Here is a 22,150-nt window from a genome sequence, read left to right as displayed (position 1 = left end):
TATACTAGCTTTTTTACATAATAAATCACTTATTTCCCATGAAATTTATAATCTTCTCCCACTCTAACTCCGTAAGATGTAATGACTCAAATGCAAAAAAATCTTCGCACACTTTTTCAATTAGATGTGGATTTTCCCTCAAAAAATTCCACTGTAATACTTTAGGAAGAAAATGCATTTCATATTCTTTACTTCCCCGTACTACCTCATCAACTTCTCTTTCACAAATTCCTCTTATTAAATAATCATTTCTTAACTCTATTTGAATTTGCTGAAATGTTTCGCTACATTTTTTCAATTGAAGTAAACACGTAACATACTTCCGAAAAAGTTCGCCATCATACTGAACACAGTTTATAATACGATCGACTTCATTCATAATGCACGAGCCTTTTCTTCTATTTGTAATAACCATTTCTCACGCTTTGATACTTTACTCGTTTTCACAGATTGAAACACTGACCGTTTTATATCGCAAATGCCACAAAAACGTAAAATGCCTCTCTTCATCATAATCCAATCTGCTGATCGATATAACAATGCGACGTACCATAGAGGCGAGTCTAACGTATTGATAACCCATGCTTTTTTCCCTTGCAATAATCCTTTCGGCAGAGCCCCTTCATATTTATAAGCAAATCCAGCTACGAAAATACGATCGATAAATCCTTTTAAAATTGCTGGCATCCCCCACCACCATATTGGATAGATGAATAAAAGTGTATCTGCTTCTTCTACTAACGTTCTATACCGAGCTGTTTCCTCTTCATTAAATACGAGGACTGGATCAAATTGTTCTTTGTATAAATCAAGTACGGTAACTGAATGATTTGTTTCCTGTAGTCCTTTTTGCACATGATTGAAAATTGCCGCGTTAAAACTTGAAGGGTTAGGATGAGCATATATAATTAGTACGTTCACTACAAAACAACTCCCTCTATACGTTAAAGTTTCCACTTCTTTAACATCTTCTCTACAATTTGTACGTTTTTCGAACTTTGCAACAATCGATTTAATAATATAAGTAACTCTTCTTTTTCTAAATCTTTCAGTTTCTCTTTAACTGCACTCTCACCAGCACCTTGAATATCATAAACAACTGCCGCCATATGTTTACAATAATTTTCATAGGGACACTCACAGTTACTTTCTGAAAAACCTTCGAGATCGATAACTACTTCATAATTCCCTGCATTTCCAGTAACGAAAGCAAACACTTTTTTATCTTGTATTTCAACATCTTCTACATGCCCATCTTCATAATATTCATATCCCTTATCTACAATGTACTTTGGGATCCATTTCGTTATATCTTTTAATAAGTAAGCGTACATAATTGTACCCCTTCCTTTAATTCCCTTTTGACTTCAAAAATCCTGCATGTTATTCTAATTACTGTTAAGTAGCAAGTCTACGTGACAAAACGACTGACACCTATTCGGCGAAGGTGTCTCTTTTCATTTGCAGCCGATATGAATTGCCTCTTTCAGGCACATTCAATTTTTGACACTACACACTCAACACCATTCCCTGTATCAGGCTGCTTTAGCAGTCTTTTACTCTACATACTTCCGTTATTTTAAGAAAAAAAGAGAGCTTAGCTCCCTTTTCTCGCCTTATACAATACCCCTTTTTCAGCATAGAGATATTCATCAGCTAATGTAATTTTCCCATCCAGTTTTAGTTCGTCTAATAATCTTGATAAATAAAATTGATGCAACATCTTTTTCGTGAATTTTCCTTCATGATGCGAAACGATATGTTCTTGAATATCTAACAATGATATCGGCTTATCTTGCTCTATCATATATTCATAAACTGTACTACGCAGTTTTACGTATTTTTCGAGTGTCACAGTAATGCGCAACCCCTTTCTTCTTAATATAAATTTTCGTAATCGGTTTTTTTGCAATAAAAAAACCTCTCCGATAAGAAGAAGTTACGTATATATCTTCGTCTTATCTCCCAGAACAAATATGTTCTGCTGGAATTAGCACCTGCATCGCGGTTGCTGGGTTTCATCGGGCCAGTCCCTCCACCTCTCTGGATAAGAAAATATTCACTTAATTCTTACTATACGTAATTCCACTTTAATTGTCAAACAAATATAATAAATTATATTTTCTTCCTTACTGTTCATACTACCCATATACGAACACGCAAGGAGGATTATGAAATGCATCAAAATGCTCGCGGATATGTACAAGATTCTTTTCAATCATTACAAGAAGCTAAAAATTGTTTAGAAGAAGCGCTCGAAACAGTTGAAAAAGATTTTAATCGCGCTCGTATTGAACAATCACTTTATGCTGTTGAACAAGCTATTCAACGTTGTGAGTACACCGTTCACATTTTAGAAAAAGATTAAAAACTCCCCATCAATTGATGGGAAGTTTTTTCAAATGGCATACTTCATAATTATTGCCGTTATGATTAAAAAATATACAGAATTAGCAATTTCTAAAATTCCTACTTTTATAATAGAAATTTTTTTGCCATACAACACAATTGCTCGAATGACACTTGGTATAAAAATAAGAGAACACCACGGATTAATCGCAAATACAATTATCGTTAATACGATATGATATCCCCAAGATATAAGACGATACTTCGGATTATTTTTTTCACGAATCATCGTTTTCACATAGAACGTACTACCTAAAAAGTATAAAAATGAAATAAGTGCAATGAATATAGCTGTATGATCGATTTGCTTCATTGAAAAGTAATAACTAATTAACCCACCGATACAAAACACAATAATCGCACAAATATCATTTAATAGTGCTCTTTCATTTTTTTGACGAGCGTAATACATATTCACTATAAATAATGGAATCATTACTATTACGAATAAAAGAATTCGCCACTCATATAATAAAGAAATCGTCCCAAATAGGAACGCAATAATAAAATAAACAATGGCAGCTTGTAAAAACTCTTTTTTTCGTCTTTGCTTTATGTACGTAAGAAATGGATACGTGGCTAAATAGATAAAGAACCATGCTAAAAACAATGGAATATGATAAATAGTAGGTTTTCCAAGTATGACACTTAATAGAAATGGTATAGCAAGCATCGCCCATGCACCATGTTGCTTCGGAATAACTAACTTCATTAACTATACACCTCCCTTTTGAAAAAAGTTCTCACCTACAATTATACAAATAATTTTATATAATAGCGGATGCATATTGAATCGATTTTTTGACAAAAAAATGCTCCTTACATTATGTAAGAAGCATGAAAGAGGCAAACGAATATGTAAGTCGCGACCCTACCTTATATGAGTATGCTTTTCTATGTCACGTTATGCTCATCTAATATACCGTATTTCTTTTTAAATCTTGTAAGAATTGTAATCCATGAAGTACTAAATAGTAATAAGAAAATAACATTCGAAATCGCATGGCTCAAATCAAAGTAAAAACTTGCGATATAATACGAAATGACAGTTTCCCATGTTGCTTCTCGTATAAAACCGAGAAGGCCCCAGAAATTCATAATCCAGCCAAATAAAAAGCCAACAATTACTCCGTAAAGAAGTCTCCCCCATAGCTTTTTCATAAAAAATGTATTACGAAGTAAACCTGCTATAAAACCAATCATGCCCCACGAAAACATTTGCCACGGTGTCCACGGACCTTGTCCTAAAAAAATATTAGATACAATTGCTGCTGTAGCACCAATCATAAAACCAGTTTCACTTCCAAAGACAATTGCAGAAACGATAATGACAAAAGAAGTTGGTTGTACACTTGGTAAAATAGAAAATGGCACCCGGCTTACTGCTGCAATTGCCGCTAATACAGCAACGAGAACAATTTCACGTGAAACAAACGCCTTTCTTTCAAAACGGATATAGAAAGGTAACATAATAACCGCTAATATAAACAAACTACTTAACATGTAATAACCGTCCATGACAAGTGTCGTAAAGAGTAATGTGCCGATTATTACTGCAAAGATACATATTATGAATGCAACATATCGTTTGGACAAGCTTCGTACACATCCTCCCACGTTAATGCATATGGCAATTCTTTTCGAATGAATCGGTTAATAGATGTTGTATAAAAGAAGTTGCCGCTAAAAAATTCTTTCGGTGCATCATTCATAATGACTGTTCCATCAAATAGCATCATACATTGATCAACGTATTTCGCTGCAAACTCAATATCATGCGTTGCCATTACAATTGTTGTACCTTCTTTTTGTAGCTTCCTAAATAGCTCTCCTACTCTTTCTTTCTTCCACGGATCTAATCCCTTTGTCGGTTCATCCAGTAATAATAAAGTCGGCTTTGATAATAACGTCGTACATAACGCAAGTAATTGTTGCTCTCCTCCGCTACAATCGTGCGGATGGCGTTCTTTAAGCGAATACAACCAAAACTGTTTTAGCGTATCTTCTGCTATTTCTTTTCCTTGTTCTCCGTATAATTCACGTGCACGTTCATAAACCTCGTCCCATACTGTATCAAATGTAAAATGATAATACGGATGCTGCGATACATACCCAATACTTTTAAAACGTTCTTTCGAATCAATTTTATGTATTACTTTTCCGTTCCACTTTACTTTCCCTCTTCTCGCTTTTTGTAATCCTGCTAAAATCGTTAACAGTGTAGACTTACCTGTACCATTCTTCCCAACGAGTGCTACCCATTTTCCTTTTTCAATCGAAACTGATAAATCACGTAAAATAAGCGGACTATTTTTTTCATATTGGAACGAAATATGCTCTGCGCTTAAAATTACCTCTTGCTTTTCACTTTGTGCTATTGGCTCATTTACATATGATATCGCTGCAAAATCATTCATTTTCATTTGCGCCTCTCGCACTGTAAACGGAATATCTCTCACATTCCACTCTAAAAATAGCCTTGGAATTTGCGGAATAAATGGACGGAATGTTTCTACTCCCCACATATCCGTAATAACAATTTTAGGACTACCATCATACATAATACGGCCATTATCCATACAAACAACGCGTGTTGCAAGCGGGATAACTTCATCTAAACGATGTTCACTTAAAATAATCGTAATTCCAAGTTCTTCATTAATCCGTTTTAATAATCCTAAAAACTCTTTTGCAGCGATTGGATCTAACTGCGCTGTCGGTTCATCTAATAATAGCAATTTCGGCTGCATAACTAATACCGCAGCTAGATTAACAAGTTGCTTTTGCCCACCAGATAACGTGTGAACAGATTGATGCAATAAATCTTGAAATCCTAAAAAGCTAATAAGCTCTGCTATTCTTTTTTGAATAATATGTGATGATAATCCGATATTTTCTAAAGAAAATGCTAATTCTTGAATTACTGTATCCATAACGATCTGATTTTCTGGGTTTTGAAATACCATCCCAATTTCTTGGGCAGATAACAAATCAGATACTTCCTCTATTAAAACACCCTCATAAAATATCTCTCCAGAACGCGAACCAATTGGAAGTAACTCCTTTTTAAAATGTTTTAATAACGTCGTCTTCCCAGATCCCGATCCTCCAGCAAGTGCAATAAACTCACCTTTTTGAACAGAAAGAGAAATATGCTGTAACGCATATTCGTTTTCATCAGCATATACAAATGATAAATTGTTTATTTCTGCATGCGCCACCATATCCATTCTCTCCCTTCCATTATAATTGGTAAACTAATAAACATCGTAAATACGACAAACATCATCCCGTCGTATTGTTGAAATAAAATCGATTCGACTTTCGGATAAATAATCAATTTCCCTCCGCCATAATTACTACATATAATAGCAGCTATAAATAGAATGATTAAATAACTGAGCGTATACCAGTCACGCCTTTCCATTCTATAGCGAATATACGTCGTACGCTTCGTTACACCAAATCCACGAGCTTGCATAGAATCTGCCGTTTGCAGTGCATCTTCTAATGAACAAATTAATAATACTTGCAGCAATTGCATACCATTTTTGACGCGTTCAATTATCGAACCTGAATCTACCTGCACACCTTTCGTCTTTTGAACGAGTGTGATTTTCTTTAATCGCCTTATAAACAAAGGAACAAATCTCACTGTAATCATCGTTAACAATGCAACTTTCGGTGAAATTCTTGAAAACAAATATAAAAATTTATGACTGGAAATAATATCATTGTATGACGCAAACGTAAACATAACTGCAACTAGTAATAACCCCATTACTATTCCAAACATAATCGCCTCAAGCTTAATACGGCTATCACCTAACCAAAATAACGTAGTTCGACCTCTATGCGTTAATAACGAATTAAATAAAATTACCATAAAGAAGAAAACAATTGTGCTCGGTAGCATCTTTCTTATCTTTTCGCTATTTCCTTGCATTACATTTAACATAATAATTAATACTATTGCTCCAATTAAAAAAAGAGGATGAAGACACATCGTACATAGTATCATCACCCCGATATAATAGAAAAAATTCACAAAAGGATGTAAAGAAGAAAAACTTATTTTCATAGCCCTTTACCGAATGCCTTTCTTATTGTAATACGTATACCCACTCAATTGTATCTCCTGGTTTTACCGTAGCTACACCAGCACTATGGTTTGGAAAAGCACCGTTCACACGATATTTCCATCCACTAGTATCCGCAATATCTTTTTCATATAAATCATTAATACCTTTTACATAAATACTATCTCTAGATCCGCTTGCATCAACATCTAATCCTGTACGTTGTAATACTTTATACACAGTATCGCCATCTTGTACATCCATCTTTTTCGCACCCATTATATATCCGTTATTTCCTTTTACCGAGATTGTTACTTGTTTTGCTTTAGGTACTGGTGGTACTGGTGGTGGCACTGGGTTTGGTGGTGGTACCGGTGTTGGTGGAGCTGGTACACTATTGTTCTCTTCTGGCTTTTTCTTTTGCTCCTGCTTCGGTGTTTCTTTCGGCTGATTCACAACCTTTGCTTCTTCTTTTACTTCTGGTGCTTTCGGTTGTTGTTTCTCTTCTTGTGCTTGTTGCTGCTCTGGTTGCTTATTTACAGCCGGCTGTTCTTTCGGTTGTTCCTGTTGTTTCTCTTCTTTCTTTACCTCTGGTTGTGCCTGCGACTTTTCCTCTTTCGGCTTCTCTTCTACTTTTTGTTCTTGTTTCTCTTTCTGTTCTTCTTGCTGCTTTTGCTCTGATTCAGCTTGCTTTTCTTCTGTTTTTTCTTCCGGCTTCGCTTCATCTTTTTGTTCTTCTTGTTTCGCTACCTCTTCTTGCTTCGGTTCTACCTTCTTCTCAGGCTTTACAGCTGCCTCTTCACATCCGGCAAGTAGCCCGAGCGAAAGCAGTAAAGAAATGAACCATTTCACCTTACTCATCCTATCTCTCACCTTTCATACGAAAATTAGGAGCAAATAATTGCTCCTAATTTTTTGTTAAGCTGCTTTACGTCTCCATAATACATATGCAGAAGCAATACATAATACACCCATACCTACTTCTGTTGCTGCACTATGAGAAGATGCTCCTGTTTTTGGTAGACTGTTATCGTTTCCGATTTTTTTATTCTTAACCGGTTCGTTATCTACAACTACTTTTAGATTTTCATCTTTTGTTTCTTGTTGTACTTGTTTTTGTTCTTTCGGTTCTTCAATAACTTCTTTTTCTACTACATTATTTTCTGGTTCAACGACCTTTTCTGGCTCTTCAATCGGTTTTGGCTTAATTACATCACCAGCGTCTACATTAGACCAATCATAAATAGATTTTCCCATTTCCTTAAATTGAAGTAATGCTAAAAGAGCCTGTTCTGTAGCCATTCCGTTACCATTTTGATCACTTGGTAACCATTTAAATTCACCATTTGAAAGTTGATATGATAATAGGTTTTGCATTGCCTTATGAAGACGATTTTGATCTACATCTTTAACAAGCGATAATCCAATAATTGCTTGCGCAGTACTATTTGAATTTTCTTGTCCATCAGCTGAAAAACCGCCATTTTGCAGCTGTTCGTTATATAAATACGCAACAGCTTTTTGTATAGCTGGTTTCACATCTGATCGCTCTTGATAAGGAGCTAATGCTGATAAAACCATACCTGTTACATCAACACTACTAGCACTATCTTTACTACCTGAACTATTATAAGTCCATCCACCGTCTGTATGCTGATTATTTAACAGTGCTTCCACTAGAGCAACTCTGTTCCATTTTGATTCAACTGGAATCTCATACTTCTTCGTATCAAATGCAAGTAAAGCAAATGCATAACCTGTAACAGAATTCACTTTATCTGACTCATACAATTTTTGAACTAAATTATGTCCACCTACATTTTTAGGGTCTGCACTCATTGCATTCATCATAATAATTGTTCTAGCTAAATCTGTCGCTGAAAAACGGTTAATACGCTTTTCTACTTTTTCAGTTACTGACTTAACATAATTTAATTTTGCCTCAATTGGCACATTCTTTCCAGAACGAGAAAGCGCTACAGATACCCAGTCACTTTCAATTCCATCTTGTAACATCTTGTCTGATGTTTTAGAAATGGCTTCATTTAATTGTGCACTTGGAACTTGAATGTTCTCTTGCTGTGGTTGTTCTGTTTTTTTATCATCTTGACCTTCTGGTTTTGGATCAACTGTCGGTTTACCATTTTCACCTTCCGGTTTTGGATCAACTGTCGGTTTACCATTTTCACCTTCTGGTTTTGGATCGACTGTCGGTTTACCATTTTCATCTTCCGGTTTTGGATCGACTGTCGGTTTACCATTTTCACCTTCTGGTTCTGGTTCTTCTGTTTTGCCACCGTTAGGTTCTTCTGTTTTACACGTCCCGAACTTATCTAACGTTTCTTTCAATGTTTCCTGGCTTATATTGCTCCAGTCTGAAACAAAGCGAAAGACAACAACATCTCCAGATTTTAATTTATAACTATCTGCTCCGACTTCTGCAGACTTATCATTTACATCATACAGCCAAGCACTTGTAGCCCCGGCCATTAAACCATCGATTCCTTTTACATATGTTCCAAACGACATCGTTTCAGATTCTACCTTGTCCCCCATGACCTTTTGCAGCAAACTTAAAGCTGTTTCCCCATCTTTAATTTGCTCTTCTTTCGGACATAACATAATGCCTTTTTGTGATTCCCCAATAATTGCAAGTTTTGCTGTATTTTCTTCAGCAAACGTAATATGTACTGTATTCGCAAAAGAAACAAATACAAGTGTCACTGCCATTAACGACGTAAGCAGCCACTTTTTCAACATTGCCATCCCAAAATTTCCTCCCTTACTACCATTTACACAAAAAAAGGCCCTTCAAGGGCGTGCGATTGACACTCTCTTTTTGTAAGTGTCGAACAAAAATGTACAACACCTCCTACCCGCATTATTCGCGGCTATATTTGTATAGGAAAAATAATTTTGTTTATGAACGTATCATTGTGATAACATTCACTTTTCTTGGCACAACTTACTCCCATTTAAGTTATCGTAAAACGATAAACCTATACATTCTGTAAATTTTAAATTTCTGTATTATTTTACTATTGACAAAGAATTTTGTCCATGCTTTATCGGATTTATTTTCTAAGAATAATAACTTATTAACTCTTAACTATGTAAACTCTTTTCACTAATAATGACGCCATCTTCATCCGCATAAACATATTCATTTGGATTCCAATCCACTTGTCCAAAATGCAATGAAATATTTCGTTCTCCTTTTCCTTCTTTCACACTTCTATTTGGCATTGTCCCTAACGCTAAAATACCAATATTAATATTCTTTAGTTCACTAGAATCACGAACATACCCATTCACAATAATTCCTGCTAGCTTTCTTTCTTCCGCAATAGCTGCCAAATTATCACCAAGTAACGCACAATTCCTAGACGCTCCGCCATCAACAACTAATACTGTTCCTTCTGGTAATGTTTGCAATCCTTCCTTCACTAGTACATTATCATCTTTCACTTTTACAGTTGCAATTTTCCCGTGGAATTGTTCTTTCTTCCCAAAAGACCGAAAAGACTGGCGACATATTTGTAATTCCTTTTCAAATTCATCACATAGATCTGTAGTTTTCCACATCTTGTTCCCTCTTTTCCTTTTTCTTTCTACATAACATATTCTTGGCTTATTATCGTTTCCCTGTCTAATATTGCAATAATTTATATGTACGGGAAAAGGATACAAAAACTATTGCCTTAAGAAGCTACCTTTATTATAATCTATTTCACGGATTGAATTCAGAATATTAAAATTAATTAAGTGAAGAAGGAGGAATTTTATGCAAATACAAACTGAGGCAAAAAAACAACCTAGTAAACAAAAGTTTAAAATGCCTGATGCGTACGTACTACTATTTTTTATTGCCTTACTTTGCGCCATTGCTACGTATTTCGTTCCTGCTGGAGAATTTAAAAGAGTTACAAACGGGACCGTTACAACGACAATACCAGGTAGCTATCATTCTGTTCCGCAATCACCTGTAGGATTTGTTTCTTTTTTTACCGCTATTGAAAAAGGAATGACACTTGCTGCTCCGATCATCTTTTTAATTTTATTTACAGGCGGTGCCATTGCCATTCTTGAAAAAACAGGTGCTCTTGACGGTTTAATCTATCATGTTATTAACAAATTTCGTAATCAGCAATTACTTTTCATTTGTATCGTTGCCGCACTTTTTTCTATTCTTGGAACGACTGGCATTATCGTTAATTCAGTTATCGGTTTTATCCCCATCGGTATCATCGTTGCACGCACATTAAAATGGGACGCTATCGTCGGTGTAGCAATTATTTATTTAGGCACTTATGCTGGTTTTAACGCTACTATTTTATCCCCCTCACCTTTAGGCATTTCACAAAAGATCGCAGAACTTCCGATGTTTTCGGGAATTGGTTTACGCACAGCTATCTATATATCTTTTTTACTTGCCACTATCCTTTATATTAATTGGTATGTAAAGCGCTTGAAAAAATCGAATAAAGGAAGCATTCTTGGCGACAACTGGTTTCCAAGTAACGCTCTTTCAAGCGAAAAAGAAGCAGAGAAAAAAGAAGTTCCTTGGACGATACGTCATAAATTAATTTTACTCGTTTCAGCTTTATCATTAATTGCATTTTTAATAGGCGCTTTTCGGCTACATTGGACGGACGCAGAAATGACCGCTACTTTTATTTTCATAGCAATTACAGCCGGAATAATAGGTGGCATGAAAGCAAACGATATCGCTTCTACTTTTCTAAATGGCTGCCAAAACCTTATCTATGGTGCTTTAATTGTCGGAATGGCTCGCTGTATTTCAGTCATTTTAGAACAAGGCAAATTACTTGATACTATCGTTAACCAGCTCGCACAGTCTCTTGAAGGACAAAGCCCTGTATTTGGTGTTATCGGTATGTACGTAAGTAGTGCCGCATTACATTTCCTTATTTCATCCGGAACAGGAGAATCGGTTATTTTTATTCCGATATTAGCTCCATTAGCTGATTTCATGCACATTACACGCCAAGTTACAGTACAAGCTGTTATGCTTGGAGAAGGTGTAATAAACTGCCTTAATCCAACTTCCGGTGTTTTAATGGGCGTTCTCGCAGCAAGCGGCATTTCTTATGGAAAATGGATTCGTTTCATGGCTCCACTTGCACTCATTTGGTTTATCATAGGACTTGTTTTTCTTATTGTTGGGGTGAATATTGAGTGGGGACCTTACTAAATACTTAACTAGATAAATAAGTACTATCGTTCCATATAAATATCTATTCTATTTCCCTCACTAGTCCTATAAAAATCATTTATTCTAGTAAAAATATAAGAAGGGATTGATCATAATAATCAATCCCTTTTATCAAAATATAATACCTTTAAAGATCTTAGTTCCAGATTTTATTTACCCATTCAGGATGATCAATAAAAGGATTGCGGTTATGTTGATATTTTGTAAAAATCACTTCATTACGCTTTCGCTCTAAATCATCGACCGGGTCTTGTTCATTCCATTTTAATAAGACAGATAGTTTCCCCATGTATGGATCTTTATTGTTGTTTACTTTTTCATTCAGTTCTAAATCTATTTCGCCGTTGTCTCCCTCATAACGAACAGCCATATAAAACAGCATTCTAGCAATATCTCCTTTTACACTATCACGAGGTTCCCAAGAATCACTATCATATTTACACTCTGTCGCTTCAGAATGATTCACACCACCATTATCAAAATCTAGATTTCCACGTGAACTATTTACAGATACATCCGTCGCTCTTAAATGATGTAGATCTGTTCCAGGTCCTGCAGTCGTTCCAAAGTCACCGTGAGATTTTGCCCAAACATGCTCTCGGTTCCAGTTATTTACTCCTGATCCATTCGTAAGTTTCCCTTGCGAACGACCAGTATATAAGAGTATCACATTATTTTTATTATTTGGATCTTCATCAGTATCTCTTAGTGCTTCCCAAACCGCACTGTATGATAACTTTGTATGATTATCAATAATATTATGCAGTTCCTTCTTTAATTCTAACCCCGTTTTTCCTATTGCGTTATTATAATATGTATCGTCATAATTTTTCACAATAATCTCTTGTGCTGATGCAGAAGCTACTTCACCGTGTATAGTATCTGTGAATGATAGAGATGCAGAACCTAAAATAAAAAATGAAGACAGTGTAATCATAGCAATCTTTGTATTTCGAAACTTCATATACCCATTTCCCCTTTAAAATATAATTTGAAGCTATTCACTAAAAAATGCTTTCTAACTCCCGAAACCTTTTAGAAACCCATACCCCTTTTCTGTTTATTTAATACAAGACTCTATCCAGTCTGTATCACTTCTAAACTTTTTATTTATTCACATTCCAAACAATTTCACTTTTAACAAGAAATATCCTTCTCCTATAAAGATTATTAAAATATTCTTTACAATTTAAAAGTAGTTTAATATTAACTTATAAATTTAAATTTATTTATGCAATAATGCATATTTGATAAATACTTAAAAAAAACAGTTTGAATAAAAAGCATTCAAAGAAAACCGTGCAACAAAACAGATACAGTCTAAGACAGAAATAATAAAAATCAAGATGATAGTTCGACTTTTCCTTTTTCCATAACAGTCTTTATTTTTGTATAAAGCCCTTCTTCCTCTAAAGAATAAGTACAAAAATAGATTGGATACCATATAGGCACCAATCTATTTTAATTAAAGAAACTGTGTCAATTCTGAGTTCACAACACGTTGTGCAGTAATAATAACATTTTCAGCTGTTAGTCCATAAACACTATATAGTCCACCAGGTTGATTAGGAACAATTTGAACTTCATATTCAAATGCTTGTCCAAAAGTAGGATGAACTAAACTTAGAGTTGCAAAAGTAGAAGCATTAGAATTCACATTGAAGTTTACCTGTTCAATTAATACTAATGAACCGTCAAGTCTAAAAACTCTAGCTACTCCAGTAAGTGGGCCCGCAGTACGGTTAAGGATTTTCACCCTAACTCTATTTGCATTAGCAGGTTGATTTCCTACGTTTTCAATTGGTCCTGTAGTAAGAGCCATATAACATCACCTCCATTATATTATTATGATATTAAAAGATAAACATTAATGTTATAGTCTAATTACCCAATTTACTTAAAATAAAAAGAAGCTCCAAATTCTATTATATTTAGGTCATAGATATTAAACTTAATAAAATCAAAGGCAGGAGCATATTTGATATGTTCCTGCCTTTTTATTGTGGGATACCGATAAATAGCCCTCTAGCTAAGATTTTAAAGTGCTACAAAATCAAAAATTTTATCTCACCACAGTTTTCTACGAGAATCCAGTGAACAGCTTATTTACATAATTTTTGTTCTCGGAAGTTGATTTTGTAGCGCCCTTTCTCGTAATTCACTATGTTTTCCAAAGAAAATAGTGAAAAACAGGGCGATGAATACATTTACAAAATGACAAAACTGTAAGAATACACGAATGTTTGTAAGAAAGTTCGATGTTTTCTTTTTCCTTTTTTTATTATAGTGAAAAAGAAGAACAAAATATTCTCTTATGTAGGAAAGGAAGATAATAATGATTGATCTATTAAATAAATGGATGTTAGAAAGTACAGCCAATTTTAATATCGTTGTAGGACTTACAGCACTTCTATTTTTGGGTTCAGTAATTGCACTTATTATTATTTACAAAAAAATTGGTAAACCGGTTGAAAGAACAAATACTATTTATTTAAAAATTACTTCTCGTATGTTTACTACTCAAATTCTAATGAATGCTATATTTATTTCTTTAGTTGGTAAAGATATTGAGAATTTCCGTCAAATCTTTATATTATTTGAAGCTTTTGTATTCTTTATTGGAGCTATTTATTCGTTTAAATTATATAGACAGGAGTACAAATGATTCACTTATAAGAAACAATAAAAAACAGTAGTGATTTTACATTACTGTTTTTTATTGTTCATTTTTAATTGTAAACTTTTCATTTTTAGTTAACTGTATATTCTATACATATGAGGTTAACATAACCCATCATTAGCGTTAGCGAGGAAAAAGGACAACCCTGCTCTCACAAGTGAACCCTTTTTTAGTTCTATGAATCTATACATATTATATACATTCCTATCCTAACGTGGTTTTAGTGCTCTTGTTTGTTACTGGATTAGCCAAAAAACTGTATAAAATCTTGCATACTATTAGCGTGTTTTTTCAAAAATACTGGCATCCCCCAATTTGTGCTTTCTTATGGATATTTCTTGACTCCTCATTAAAACACTCTCCTGTTCTTTGTCTATCTTTAAGAATAAACCCTGCTTGTTTATTTCAAGTTCTTGCATCGAGGTTTTACCTTCTCCCAAAGCCAAACAAACAATTCAGATTACATGCCTATATCAAACTAAACATTCAATCTTTATCCAGTTTGTAAATAAAATAGGATAATCAGCCCCATAACGGACTAACTATCCTATAAATTATTATCTAAATTCAATAAAGTGAAACTTTAATCAGCCCTCACCAATCGGGCTTTTACGGGCAGTTGATCCCCACCTAATTTCTTTGCTTCCGCTGAAATTTGAGATGAGGGTCTTACTGCCCGGCAAATAGCGGGATAAAACTAGAACTTCTTTTCCTATGTATCATTACTTCGTTACCTCACCAAACTGCGCTCTCGTCACTTTCGCCAAGTCCTCTACTTTAAGCTCAATTTGTATACCAATTTTCCCTCCACTTACAATGATCGTATTAAGTGATTGGGCACTTTCATCAATACATGTAGAAAATAGCTTTTTCATTCCAACTGGTGAACAACCGCCGCGAATGTATCCTGACACTTTCGTAATATCTTTAACAGGAATCATTTCAATTTTCTTTTCACTTACTGCTTTTGCGGCAGCTTTTAAATTTAGTTCCTCATCTACCGGAATAATAAACACATGATAATTTTTACTATTCCCTTGAGCGATTAACGTTTTATATACTTCTCTCACTTCTCGTCCAATTTTCTCGGCTACTGATACGCCATCAATTTTCCCATCGTCTGGATCATATGACATCATCGAATATTCAATTTTTTCTTTATCTAATATTCGCATCGCATTTGTTTTATCTTTTTTCATAACGTTCTCCTTAAAAGGTTATTTCATATTATTAAGTTTTATTATACACCCTTTTCCATTTCTCCTACATAACTTCACGTATTTTTCAAAACTAAAAATATTGATAATTCAAAAATCATCTGATATAATTTGGAAAAACTTACGTTAAGGAGAGATTTGCAATGCGAAATGTTAATACTTCTTTCCAACTTCATCATCATACGTAACGCCGTGTATCCGAAGAAAAATTTTTCTTCGTGGGTACAGGGCTTTTCCTGTTGACCCACGAAGCGTTCATAAAGCTATGTGGGTATTTTTATACCTGCATAGCTTTTTTTAATTTAAAAAAGGAGTGATTACAATGGAAATGAAAAATGTAAAAGGAACGAAAGACTATTTACCAGAGGAGCAAGTGCTGCGAAATAAAATTAAAAGAGCTTGTGAAGATACGTTTGAACGATACGGATGTAAGCCGTTAGAGACACCAACGTTAAATATGTATGAGCTTATGTCTTACAAGTACGGTGGTGGCGATGAAATATTAAAAGAAATATATACACTTGAGGATCAAGGAAAACGTGACCTTGCGTTACGATACGATTTAACTATTCCATTCGCAAAAGTCGTGGCAATGAACCAGAACATCCGCCTCCCTTTTAAACGGTATGAAATTGGGAAAGTATTTCGAGATGGGCCAATTAAACAAGGAAGATTTCGTGAATTTATACAATGCGACGTTGATATAGTCGGTGTAGAATCAGTCATGGCAGAAGCGGAACTCATGAGTATGGCGTTTGAGCTGTTCCGAACGTTAAACTTAGAGATAACGATCCAATATAATAACCGAAAATTGTTAAATGGTATTCTTCAGGCCATTAACATCCCTACTGAGTTAACAAGTGACGTCATTTTATCATTAGATAAAATCGAAAAGATTGGGATTGATGGTGTACGAAAAGATGTATTAGAGCGCGGAATTTCTGAAGAAATGGCTGATACGATATGTAATACCGTATTATCTTGTCTAAAGCTTACTATTGCTGACTTTAAAGAAGCTTTCAATAATCCACTCGTTGCCGATGGAGTAAACGAACTACAACAATTACAGCAATATTTAATCGCCCTTGGAATAAATGAAAATACGATATTCAACCCGTTTTTAGCGCGAGGACTCACAATGTATACAGGTACTGTATATGAAATCTTTTTAAAAGATGGATCGATTACATCTAGCATCGGTAGCGGTGGTCGATACGATAACATTATCGGAGCTTTCCGTGGTGATAATATAAACTATCCAACAGTCGGTATTTCATTCGGTTTAGACGTTATTTATACAGCACTATCGCAGAAAGAAACAATCTCATCTACAGCGGATCTATTTATCATCCCACTCGGGACTGAGTTACAATGCTTACAAATTGCCCAGCAATTACGTTCCACCACTTCCTTAAAAGTCGAACTTGAACTAGCAGGACGCAAATTAAAACGCGCCCTTAATTATGCCAATAAAGAAAATATCCCTTATGTGCTTATTATTGGGGAAGACGAACTTAGTACAAACACTGTTGTGTTGCGGAATATGAAGGAAGGTAGTGAGGTAAAGGTTCCGATTTCTTCTTTAAGTAGTTATTTATAATACGAACCACCCTCGTTTGGGTGGTTTTTCTATTTTATAGATTATAATTAGTTTACATAAAATAATTATAATCTACTCAAAGCTACAAATATATAATATCAAATTATTCATTATTTTTGGCAATATATAGATATGAATTGTTTTAGGAGGATTCACTTTGAAAACCTACATACAAGCACTAAAGTGGACTACAGGGATCTATCATCTTTTATTACTTCCTTGTTATTATGTATTTCCAAGTCTTGTTAACCTATATGGGATACCTTTACTTCTATTGATTGTGTTACATATCACTACTATTTTATTAGCTAAAAAAGTAGACATGAATACGTACCCTCATTATATCGGCATTATCGTTACTCTAGTTGCCTTCTTTCCTTATATAGTAATCGTTCTACATATGATAGCAGCCATTTTCCTTATATTAGATGCTGCTTCTACGAATGCAAAAGAAGTTTATGATTCATAGATGGATAAAATGAAACTTTAATCCATTGAGTTTTGAAATAGGTCAGCAAAAAGGATTTACTTTTTAAGTAAACCTTTTTTCATTTTTAATTACTTTCCTTACTCCAGGATAATAAAAGAATATTCTGTTTAATTTTTATAAATTTCTAAATATTTATAAAACATTCAAATTAACATACATTTTAGTTATGTAAAAAATCTAAGTTTTAAGGAGATGAATCCATGCTTAAAAAGTTGATAGCAGGTGCATTATTAACTGTTTCGTCGTTAACTGGAGGAGTGGGATTAGTATCAGCTAGTACCGAAAAGGATTATTCGATTTCCTCTTTCGAATATGTAACTGTAGATGAAAAGACTGTTGATTCGTTTAACAAATTGAGTGCTCCATCAAAGGAAGACGTAAAAATAACATTAGTTCTACCGAAACAAAATCAAAATGGAGACTGGTTATCTTATGGATTTTCGAGCAAAGAAAGTTTAGAGTCTTTTATTGAAAAAGATAAACAAAGGTTGAATAATTCAATCACTCCCCTTGGTGTTGGTGGAAGCGGACCTGGTAGTACAGACTTCTATAAACACACAAATCAAGGTAGCGAGTATTTTTCTCTAAGTAGCGGTTATAAAAACTTGTCTGCTAGTTGGCAAAATCAAATTGTTTCTGTACGTACAGCATCCCCCACTGCTAGCTATTCAACAACGCTATGGGAACGTACTTCAACGGACGGATATGGAAAAGGTGTTGTTTTTAAACACGCTGATTGGTATGGTCAAATTGCAAACTTAAATAATTTTCCAACTTCAGCAGTTGAAGTTAAAAAGTAAAAAAATTTAAAAATAAAAGGTGTTTTCACGTATGAAAACACCTTTTATTTCTACAATTATTTCTTCTATAAACAATTTCAACTCTTAATTATTATTTTTCGTATCCCTACTCTCCAAAACTTTCTCCATATTATGAGTTGCCCATTCCATCATTAATAGAATCACTGGACGTAGTGATTCACCAAGGTCGGTTAACGAATATTCTACTTTAGGTGGCACTTCACGGTATACTTCACGATGTATGATGCCATCTGCTTCAAGTTCTCTAAGCTGAAGTGTTAACATTCTTTGTGTGATATTAGGTTTTAATCTTTTTAATTCATTAAACCTCTTTTTCCCATCTAATAAATGATACAAAATAACACCTTTCCATTTTCCACCAATCACCTCTACCATCGCTTCAACTGGACAAGAATATTTATTTAAAAATGGGTAATTTATATTTTTTTCATTTGAACAATCCATAATAAATCCCTTCCCTTAACAATAGTATCTTTTTTGATACTATAACACATAAATGTGCGTACTTGTATCTATGTTACTTTAAAAATATAATTTACTTACAAAATAAATTAACGAAAAGAGGAACTTTTATGACAAATACAAACGAAATTACAAAAGAGAAAATTATGGAGGCTTTTCATTTCAGACATGCATGTAAAGAGTTCGATCCTATGCACAAAATTTCAGAAGAGGATTTTAAATTCATTTTAGAAACAGGCAGATTATCTCCTTCTTCTTTTGGATATGAACCTTGGAAATTTATTGTCGTACAAAATAAAGAATTAAGAGAAAAACTACAACCGTATTCATGGGGCGCTGGTGGGCAACTTGCAACAGCAAGCCATTTCGTCATTGTTCTTTCAAGAAACATTAAAGATATGCATTATGATGCAGAGTATATTAAATATATGATGAACGATATTATTGGATTGCCTGAAGACACTCAAAAAATTAGATATGAATTCTTCAAAAAGTTCCAGGAAACAGATTTTAACTTATTACAATCCGATCGTACTGTATTTGATTGGGCATCTAAACAAACTTATATTGCTTTAGGTAATATGATGACGAGCGCAGCTCAAATCGGCATTGATTCTTGTCCGATAGAAGGATTCGATAAAGAGAAAGTAGACTCCTTACTTCGTCAAGAAGGCATTATACAAGGCGATAATCTTGAAGTATCAGTTATGGTTGCCTTTGGTTACCGTAAAGAAGATCCAAAACGTGATAAAACAAGACAGACTATGGATACAATTGTTGAATGGATTAAGTAATATAGCACAGACAAATAATGCTCCTAATAGCTGTATACTCATACTAAAGAAGAATGAATTGTTTTCTTACGTATGAATTTGGTTTTTCATGGAAAGATATGTTAGTATGTATACAGTTTGAGTGCTCTATTTTTAGAGTCGAACAGGAGGAGAATGAATATGTCTGATATTGAAGTTGGCGAAGTGTTTACTCTTAGTGATGAGAATAACGAAGAGCAAGAAGTAGAAGTACTTGGAGCGATGGATGTCGAAGGTGCAGAATATATTGCAGTTGCCTTTGTTGAAGATATCCAAACAGAAACTGAGGAAGACATTGATATTTTCTTTTTAAAAGTAGAAGAAGATAATGAGTTTTCATACATTGAAAATGATGAAGAGTTTGATAAAGTATCTGCTGCGTTTGAAAAGATTTTGGATGAGCAAGAGCAAGAATAGTATGAATGAAAAACACGAGGGCGGATGCATATCCGCCCTCTTTTTATTACTCATCCAGAGACTCACGCAGTAATTGCAGTACATCTTTCATCGCAAAAGGTCCATCTTTTTTAACATGCTCCGCAAATTCTGAAACGAGACGTAATGTTCTCACACTTTCGATTGGATGTTCTCCTGATGCACTTTCAGCTGAAAGCATAACTGCATTCGTCCCGTCCAGTACAGCTTGAAACACATCAGTCACCTCAGCCCTTGTTGGAATAGAATGATCTACCATAGATTGAAGCATTTGTGTTGCTGTAATGACATATGTATTCATTCGATTACATTCCTGAATCATCATTTTCTGTAAAAGCGGAATGCATTGATACGGTAACTCTACTCCTAAATCGCCCCTTGCAATCATAATTCCATCTGCTTCTTTACATATATCTTGAAAATTCTCGATTGCTTCCATCGTTTCTATTTTTGCAATTACATTAGGTGACGTTTCTTTATACTGTTGTATAAAATCTCGTATTTCTTTTATATGACTAGGTTTTCTTACGAAAGAACACGCGATAAAATCAACATTCTCTTCTAAAAGAAACTGAATATCTTTTTTATCTTTCTCTGTAATAGCTGGTAAACGAACAGCCGCATCTGGTAAATTAACTCCTTTATGAGATGAGATATTGCCACCTGTTTTTACCTTCGTTTCTATTTTGTCCGTACTTATCTTTTCAACAATTAATTCAACTTCTCCATCATTAATTAAAATTCTACTGCCTACTTTCACATCATTCGGTATTCCTTCATAATCAACACTCGCTTCTGTATTACTCCCTGTAACTGGTTGTGTATGTAAAATAAAAGAATCTCCTGCCTGAAGTGTAATTTGCCCTCCCTTCACTTCACCTAATCTTATTTTAGGTCCTTGTACATCACCCAAAAATTTAATAGAGTCATCTAATGATTTCACTAAACGAATGATGTCTTTATGACTTTCATGCGTGCCATGCGATAAATTCAGTCGAACAATTTTCATACCATTCTTTATTAACTGCACTAACGTTTCTTTATTATTACTTGCGGGTCCAATTGTACAAATTCGATCGATTGTCATTTTTGTCACCATCCTTTTTTTAATAAGTTTCCCATATGAACTTAAAAATAACAGAGATTCTGACATGGATAGATTTAAATTTACATGAATTTCATAAAATTAAACCTGTATCCCTTGCTGGCTAAGCATTAGAAGATATATTCGCTTTTTTGCAAATGAAGACATGTTGAATCGAAAGTAAAAGAAAAGTTAAGTATGGGATAAACCATTGAGAGTTTCGAAATTTTCATATATTGTATGAATTGAGTTCGAACTCAAAAATTTAAAAAGGTGGGAAAATTAGTGAATATGAAAAAATCTTTATCGGTGACAACTTTAGGGTTAGCGGTTTTAGGTTTTGGTTTTACTAATAACGCAAGTGCTTCAGAGATCGATACTGTAGACAAGCAGCCCGTTTTAGTTGACTTTGATACAATTCAATCAACAAAAACATCTAGTGTTCCTAGTTTGACTATTGCAGCTGCACCTAAGAATGACTCTAACATTAGCGTATATACTCCCTTTTTTGGTAACCCATATGCAGTTGCTAAATCGAAATCAACTACGACCGAAGACTATGTTTATGCAAAAGCAAGAACTTTCAATGGCGATGGCTCATTAGTAAATACGAAAAGTAATAGTGCAAAAAAATCATCCTTTGTAAGTGCTACAGCGACCAACACAAGCATTTATTATGGAGATGATTACGCTATCGGTAATCATACCTATAAATTAAGTGGTTATAATGATGTGAATCACGAAACAAAAGCTTTCTGGTAAGAAAGAGAAAAAAGATATGCATCTTGCATATCTTTTTTCTCTAATATTTTACATATATTGAGG

Annotated in this window: 26 protein-coding genes and 1 riboswitch; of the genes, 9 read left to right on the top strand and 17 right to left on the bottom strand. The window is 34.3% G+C overall.

The window, feature by feature from the left end; genetic code table 11:
• Positions 1-25: 25 nt before the first annotated feature.
• The 4 genes from GBN78_RS17525 to GBN78_RS17510 all read right to left on the bottom strand — a co-directional run bounded on the left by GBN78_RS17525 (position 26) and on the right by GBN78_RS17510 (position 1,855).
• Entirely contained in the window at positions 26-379 is a 354-nt protein-coding gene (locus GBN78_RS17525; protein WP_044783988.1) for a group-specific protein, read from the bottom strand.
• The gene (locus GBN78_RS17520; protein WP_152127567.1) at positions 376-921 is read right to left on the bottom strand and encodes an NAD(P)H-dependent oxidoreductase; all 546 of its coding nucleotides are present in this window, start codon (positions 919-921) and stop codon (positions 376-378) included. The genes GBN78_RS17525 and GBN78_RS17520 overlap by 4 nt, the downstream gene beginning before the upstream one ends.
• A gap of 23 nt (positions 922-944) precedes the next feature.
• On the bottom strand, positions 945-1,334 hold the full coding sequence (locus GBN78_RS17515; protein ID WP_070183961.1) for an SWIM zinc finger family protein: 390 nt from the start codon (positions 1,332-1,334) through the stop codon (positions 945-947).
• Positions 1,335-1,597: 263 nt separating this feature from the next.
• Positions 1,598-1,855 (bottom strand): hypothetical protein, encoded by a 258-nt coding sequence (locus GBN78_RS17510; RefSeq protein WP_000171476.1) that lies wholly within the window; start codon positions 1,853-1,855, stop codon positions 1,598-1,600.
• Between the two features lie 100 nt (positions 1,856-1,955).
• A riboswitch (SAM riboswitch) is annotated at positions 1,956-2,054 on the bottom strand.
• Positions 2,055-2,176: 122 nt separating this feature from the next.
• Here GBN78_RS17510 and GBN78_RS17505 point away from each other — a divergent pair.
• On the top strand, positions 2,177-2,368 hold the full coding sequence (locus GBN78_RS17505) for a hypothetical protein (RefSeq protein ID WP_000554032.1): 192 nt from the start codon (positions 2,177-2,179) through the stop codon (positions 2,366-2,368).
• Positions 2,369-2,398: 30 nt separating this feature from the next.
• Here the strand turns inward: GBN78_RS17505 and GBN78_RS17500 are convergent, their stop codons facing one another.
• The 7 genes from GBN78_RS17500 to rraA form a co-directional block, all read right to left on the bottom strand.
• A complete protein-coding gene (locus GBN78_RS17500) occupies positions 2,399-3,121 on the bottom strand; it encodes a YwiC-like family protein (RefSeq protein WP_098293688.1) in 723 nt (240 codons plus the stop codon).
• 182 nt (positions 3,122-3,303) lie between these two features.
• On the bottom strand, positions 3,304-4,005 hold the full coding sequence (locus tag GBN78_RS17495; RefSeq protein WP_000044901.1) for an ECF transporter S component: 702 nt from the start codon (positions 4,003-4,005) through the stop codon (positions 3,304-3,306).
• Positions 3,978-5,639: an ABC transporter ATP-binding protein gene (locus GBN78_RS17490; RefSeq protein ID WP_152127566.1), complete on the bottom strand. Its 1,662-nt coding sequence runs from the start codon at positions 5,637-5,639 to the stop codon at positions 3,978-3,980. The genes GBN78_RS17495 and GBN78_RS17490 overlap by 28 nt, the downstream gene beginning before the upstream one ends.
• Positions 5,612-6,490 carry an energy-coupling factor transporter transmembrane component T gene (locus GBN78_RS17485; RefSeq protein ID WP_042972985.1) on the bottom strand — a complete coding sequence of 293 codons (879 nt, stop codon included), beginning with the start codon at positions 6,488-6,490 and terminating at the stop codon, positions 5,612-5,614. The genes GBN78_RS17490 and GBN78_RS17485 overlap by 28 nt, the downstream gene beginning before the upstream one ends.
• A 22-nt stretch (positions 6,491-6,512) precedes the next feature.
• Positions 6,513-7,349 carry a DUF4430 domain-containing protein gene (locus GBN78_RS17480; RefSeq protein ID WP_098781513.1) on the bottom strand — a complete coding sequence of 279 codons (837 nt, stop codon included), beginning with the start codon at positions 7,347-7,349 and terminating at the stop codon, positions 6,513-6,515.
• A gap of 57 nt (positions 7,350-7,406) precedes the next feature.
• On the bottom strand, positions 7,407-9,254 hold the full coding sequence (locus GBN78_RS17475; protein ID WP_152127565.1) for a DUF4430 domain-containing protein: 1,848 nt from the start codon (positions 9,252-9,254) through the stop codon (positions 7,407-7,409).
• A 339-nt stretch (positions 9,255-9,593) separates the two neighbouring features.
• On the bottom strand, positions 9,594-10,073 hold the full coding sequence (gene rraA / locus GBN78_RS17470) for a ribonuclease E activity regulator RraA (RefSeq protein WP_000266033.1): 480 nt from the start codon (positions 10,071-10,073) through the stop codon (positions 9,594-9,596).
• A 199-nt stretch (positions 10,074-10,272) separates the two neighbouring features.
• On the opposite strand from rraA, the gene GBN78_RS17465 reads away from it, so the two are divergent.
• Complete coding sequence (locus tag GBN78_RS17465; protein WP_152127564.1) at positions 10,273-11,703, top strand: YfcC family protein; 1,431 nt, start codon at positions 10,273-10,275, stop codon at positions 11,701-11,703.
• A 157-nt stretch (positions 11,704-11,860) separates the two neighbouring features.
• On the opposite strand, the gene GBN78_RS17460 is transcribed toward GBN78_RS17465, so the two are convergent.
• The gene (locus GBN78_RS17460; RefSeq protein WP_000672182.1) at positions 11,861-12,688 is read right to left on the bottom strand and encodes an endonuclease I family protein; all 828 of its coding nucleotides are present in this window, start codon (positions 12,686-12,688) and stop codon (positions 11,861-11,863) included.
• Positions 12,689-13,189: 501 nt separating this feature from the next.
• A complete protein-coding gene (locus tag GBN78_RS17455; RefSeq protein WP_098293683.1) occupies positions 13,190-13,546 on the bottom strand; it encodes an ATPase in 357 nt (118 codons plus the stop codon).
• Between the two features lie 513 nt (positions 13,547-14,059).
• Between GBN78_RS17455 and GBN78_RS17445 the strand changes: the two genes are divergently transcribed.
• The gene (locus GBN78_RS17445; protein ID WP_000566272.1) at positions 14,060-14,389 is read left to right on the top strand and encodes a hypothetical protein; all 330 of its coding nucleotides are present in this window, start codon (positions 14,060-14,062) and stop codon (positions 14,387-14,389) included.
• 293 nt (positions 14,390-14,682) lie between these two features.
• Here the strand turns inward: GBN78_RS17445 and GBN78_RS30240 are convergent, their stop codons facing one another.
• Together GBN78_RS30240 and ybaK are read right to left on the bottom strand one after the other, a co-directional pair.
• Positions 14,683-14,823 carry a hypothetical protein gene (locus GBN78_RS30240; RefSeq protein WP_001156924.1) on the bottom strand — a complete coding sequence of 47 codons (141 nt, stop codon included), beginning with the start codon at positions 14,821-14,823 and terminating at the stop codon, positions 14,683-14,685.
• Positions 14,824-15,126: 303 nt separating this feature from the next.
• Complete coding sequence (gene ybaK, locus GBN78_RS17440; RefSeq protein WP_098293682.1) at positions 15,127-15,603, bottom strand: Cys-tRNA(Pro) deacylase; 477 nt, start codon at positions 15,601-15,603, stop codon at positions 15,127-15,129.
• 340 nt (positions 15,604-15,943) lie between these two features.
• On the opposite strand from ybaK, the gene GBN78_RS17435 reads away from it, so the two are divergent.
• The 3 genes from GBN78_RS17435 to GBN78_RS17425 all read left to right on the top strand — a co-directional run bounded on the left by GBN78_RS17435 (position 15,944) and on the right by GBN78_RS17425 (position 18,511).
• The gene (locus GBN78_RS17435; protein WP_098293681.1) at positions 15,944-17,221 is read left to right on the top strand and encodes a histidine--tRNA ligase; all 1,278 of its coding nucleotides are present in this window, start codon (positions 15,944-15,946) and stop codon (positions 17,219-17,221) included.
• A 157-nt stretch (positions 17,222-17,378) separates the two neighbouring features.
• Entirely contained in the window at positions 17,379-17,690 is a 312-nt protein-coding gene (locus GBN78_RS17430) for a hypothetical protein (RefSeq protein ID WP_025966658.1), read from the top strand.
• Between the two features lie 221 nt (positions 17,691-17,911).
• Complete coding sequence (locus tag GBN78_RS17425) at positions 17,912-18,511, top strand: hypothetical protein (protein ID WP_086410529.1); 600 nt, start codon at positions 17,912-17,914, stop codon at positions 18,509-18,511.
• A gap of 84 nt (positions 18,512-18,595) precedes the next feature.
• Here GBN78_RS17425 and GBN78_RS17420 read toward each other — a convergent pair whose 3' ends face one another.
• Entirely contained in the window at positions 18,596-18,976 is a 381-nt protein-coding gene (locus tag GBN78_RS17420) for a winged helix-turn-helix transcriptional regulator (protein ID WP_000340642.1), read from the bottom strand.
• 128 nt (positions 18,977-19,104) lie between these two features.
• Here GBN78_RS17420 and GBN78_RS17415 point away from each other — a divergent pair, with 128 nt between their 5' ends.
• Positions 19,105-19,788 (top strand): NAD(P)H-dependent oxidoreductase, encoded by a 684-nt coding sequence (locus GBN78_RS17415; RefSeq protein WP_000185718.1) that lies wholly within the window; start codon positions 19,105-19,107, stop codon positions 19,786-19,788.
• Positions 19,789-19,941: 153 nt separating this feature from the next.
• Positions 19,942-20,223 (top strand): DUF1292 domain-containing protein, encoded by a 282-nt coding sequence (locus GBN78_RS17410; protein WP_002005464.1) that lies wholly within the window; start codon positions 19,942-19,944, stop codon positions 20,221-20,223.
• A 46-nt stretch (positions 20,224-20,269) separates the two neighbouring features.
• Here the strand turns inward: GBN78_RS17410 and GBN78_RS17405 are convergent, their stop codons facing one another.
• A complete protein-coding gene (locus GBN78_RS17405) occupies positions 20,270-21,328 on the bottom strand; it encodes a pyruvate kinase (protein WP_141491158.1) in 1,059 nt (352 codons plus the stop codon).
• Between the two features lie 282 nt (positions 21,329-21,610).
• Here GBN78_RS17405 and GBN78_RS17400 point away from each other — a divergent pair, with 282 nt between their 5' ends.
• Positions 21,611-22,087 carry a hypothetical protein gene (locus tag GBN78_RS17400; RefSeq protein WP_001056346.1) on the top strand — a complete coding sequence of 159 codons (477 nt, stop codon included), beginning with the start codon at positions 21,611-21,613 and terminating at the stop codon, positions 22,085-22,087.
• The last annotated feature ends 63 nt before the right edge of the window (positions 22,088-22,150 follow it).

The organism is Bacillus sp. B2-WWTP-C-10-Post-4, assembly GCF_009183805.1.
In the GTDB taxonomy this organism is placed as follows: domain Bacteria; phylum Bacillota; class Bacilli; order Bacillales; family Bacillaceae_G; genus Bacillus_A; species Bacillus_A cereus.
The sequence above is the reverse complement of the archived record's forward strand: the minus strand, read 5'-3'. Positions and strand labels throughout refer to the sequence as shown.

What these genes read in the sequence shown, in the direction of transcription:
- GBN78_RS17525 (WP_044783988.1), bottom strand. Translation starts at nt 379, where the DNA reads ATGAATGAAGTCGATCGTATTATAAACTGTGTTCAGTATGATGGCGAA.
- GBN78_RS17515 (WP_070183961.1), bottom strand. Translation starts at nt 1,334, where the DNA reads ATGTACGCTTACTTATTAAAAGATATAACGAAATGGATCCCAAAGTAC.
- GBN78_RS17505 (WP_000554032.1), top strand. Translation starts at nt 2,177, where the DNA reads ATGCATCAAAATGCTCGCGGATATGTACAAGATTCTTTTCAATCATTA.
- GBN78_RS17500 (WP_098293688.1), bottom strand. Translation starts at nt 3,121, where the DNA reads ATGAAGTTAGTTATTCCGAAGCAACATGGTGCATGGGCGATGCTTGCT.
- GBN78_RS17490 (WP_152127566.1), bottom strand. Translation starts at nt 5,639, where the DNA reads ATGGATATGGTGGCGCATGCAGAAATAAACAATTTATCATTTGTATAT.
- GBN78_RS17485 (WP_042972985.1), bottom strand. Translation starts at nt 6,490, where the DNA reads ATGAAAATAAGTTTTTCTTCTTTACATCCTTTTGTGAATTTTTTCTAT.
- GBN78_RS17480 (WP_098781513.1), bottom strand. Translation starts at nt 7,349, where the DNA reads ATGAGTAAGGTGAAATGGTTCATTTCTTTACTGCTTTCGCTCGGGCTA.
- GBN78_RS17475 (WP_152127565.1), bottom strand. Translation starts at nt 9,254, where the DNA reads ATGGCAATGTTGAAAAAGTGGCTGCTTACGTCGTTAATGGCAGTGACA.
- rraA (WP_000266033.1), bottom strand. Translation starts at nt 10,073, where the DNA reads ATGTGGAAAACTACAGATCTATGTGATGAATTTGAAAAGGAATTACAA.
- GBN78_RS17465 (WP_152127564.1), top strand. Translation starts at nt 10,273, where the DNA reads ATGCAAATACAAACTGAGGCAAAAAAACAACCTAGTAAACAAAAGTTT.
- GBN78_RS17460 (WP_000672182.1), bottom strand. Translation starts at nt 12,688, where the DNA reads ATGAAGTTTCGAAATACAAAGATTGCTATGATTACACTGTCTTCATTT.
- GBN78_RS17455 (WP_098293683.1), bottom strand. Translation starts at nt 13,546, where the DNA reads ATGGCTCTTACTACAGGACCAATTGAAAACGTAGGAAATCAACCTGCT.
- GBN78_RS17445 (WP_000566272.1), top strand. Translation starts at nt 14,060, where the DNA reads ATGATTGATCTATTAAATAAATGGATGTTAGAAAGTACAGCCAATTTT.
- GBN78_RS30240 (WP_001156924.1), bottom strand. Translation starts at nt 14,823, where the DNA reads ATGCAAGAACTTGAAATAAACAAGCAGGGTTTATTCTTAAAGATAGAC.
- ybaK (WP_098293682.1), bottom strand. Translation starts at nt 15,603, where the DNA reads ATGAAAAAAGATAAAACAAATGCGATGCGAATATTAGATAAAGAAAAA.
- GBN78_RS17435 (WP_098293681.1), top strand. Translation starts at nt 15,944, where the DNA reads ATGGAAATGAAAAATGTAAAAGGAACGAAAGACTATTTACCAGAGGAG.
- GBN78_RS17425 (WP_086410529.1), top strand. Translation starts at nt 17,912, where the DNA reads ATGCTTAAAAAGTTGATAGCAGGTGCATTATTAACTGTTTCGTCGTTA.
- GBN78_RS17420 (WP_000340642.1), bottom strand. Translation starts at nt 18,976, where the DNA reads ATGGATTGTTCAAATGAAAAAAATATAAATTACCCATTTTTAAATAAA.
- GBN78_RS17415 (WP_000185718.1), top strand. Translation starts at nt 19,105, where the DNA reads ATGACAAATACAAACGAAATTACAAAAGAGAAAATTATGGAGGCTTTT.
- GBN78_RS17410 (WP_002005464.1), top strand. Translation starts at nt 19,942, where the DNA reads ATGAATATGTCTGATATTGAAGTTGGCGAAGTGTTTACTCTTAGTGAT.
- GBN78_RS17405 (WP_141491158.1), bottom strand. Translation starts at nt 21,328, where the DNA reads ATGACAATCGATCGAATTTGTACAATTGGACCCGCAAGTAATAATAAA.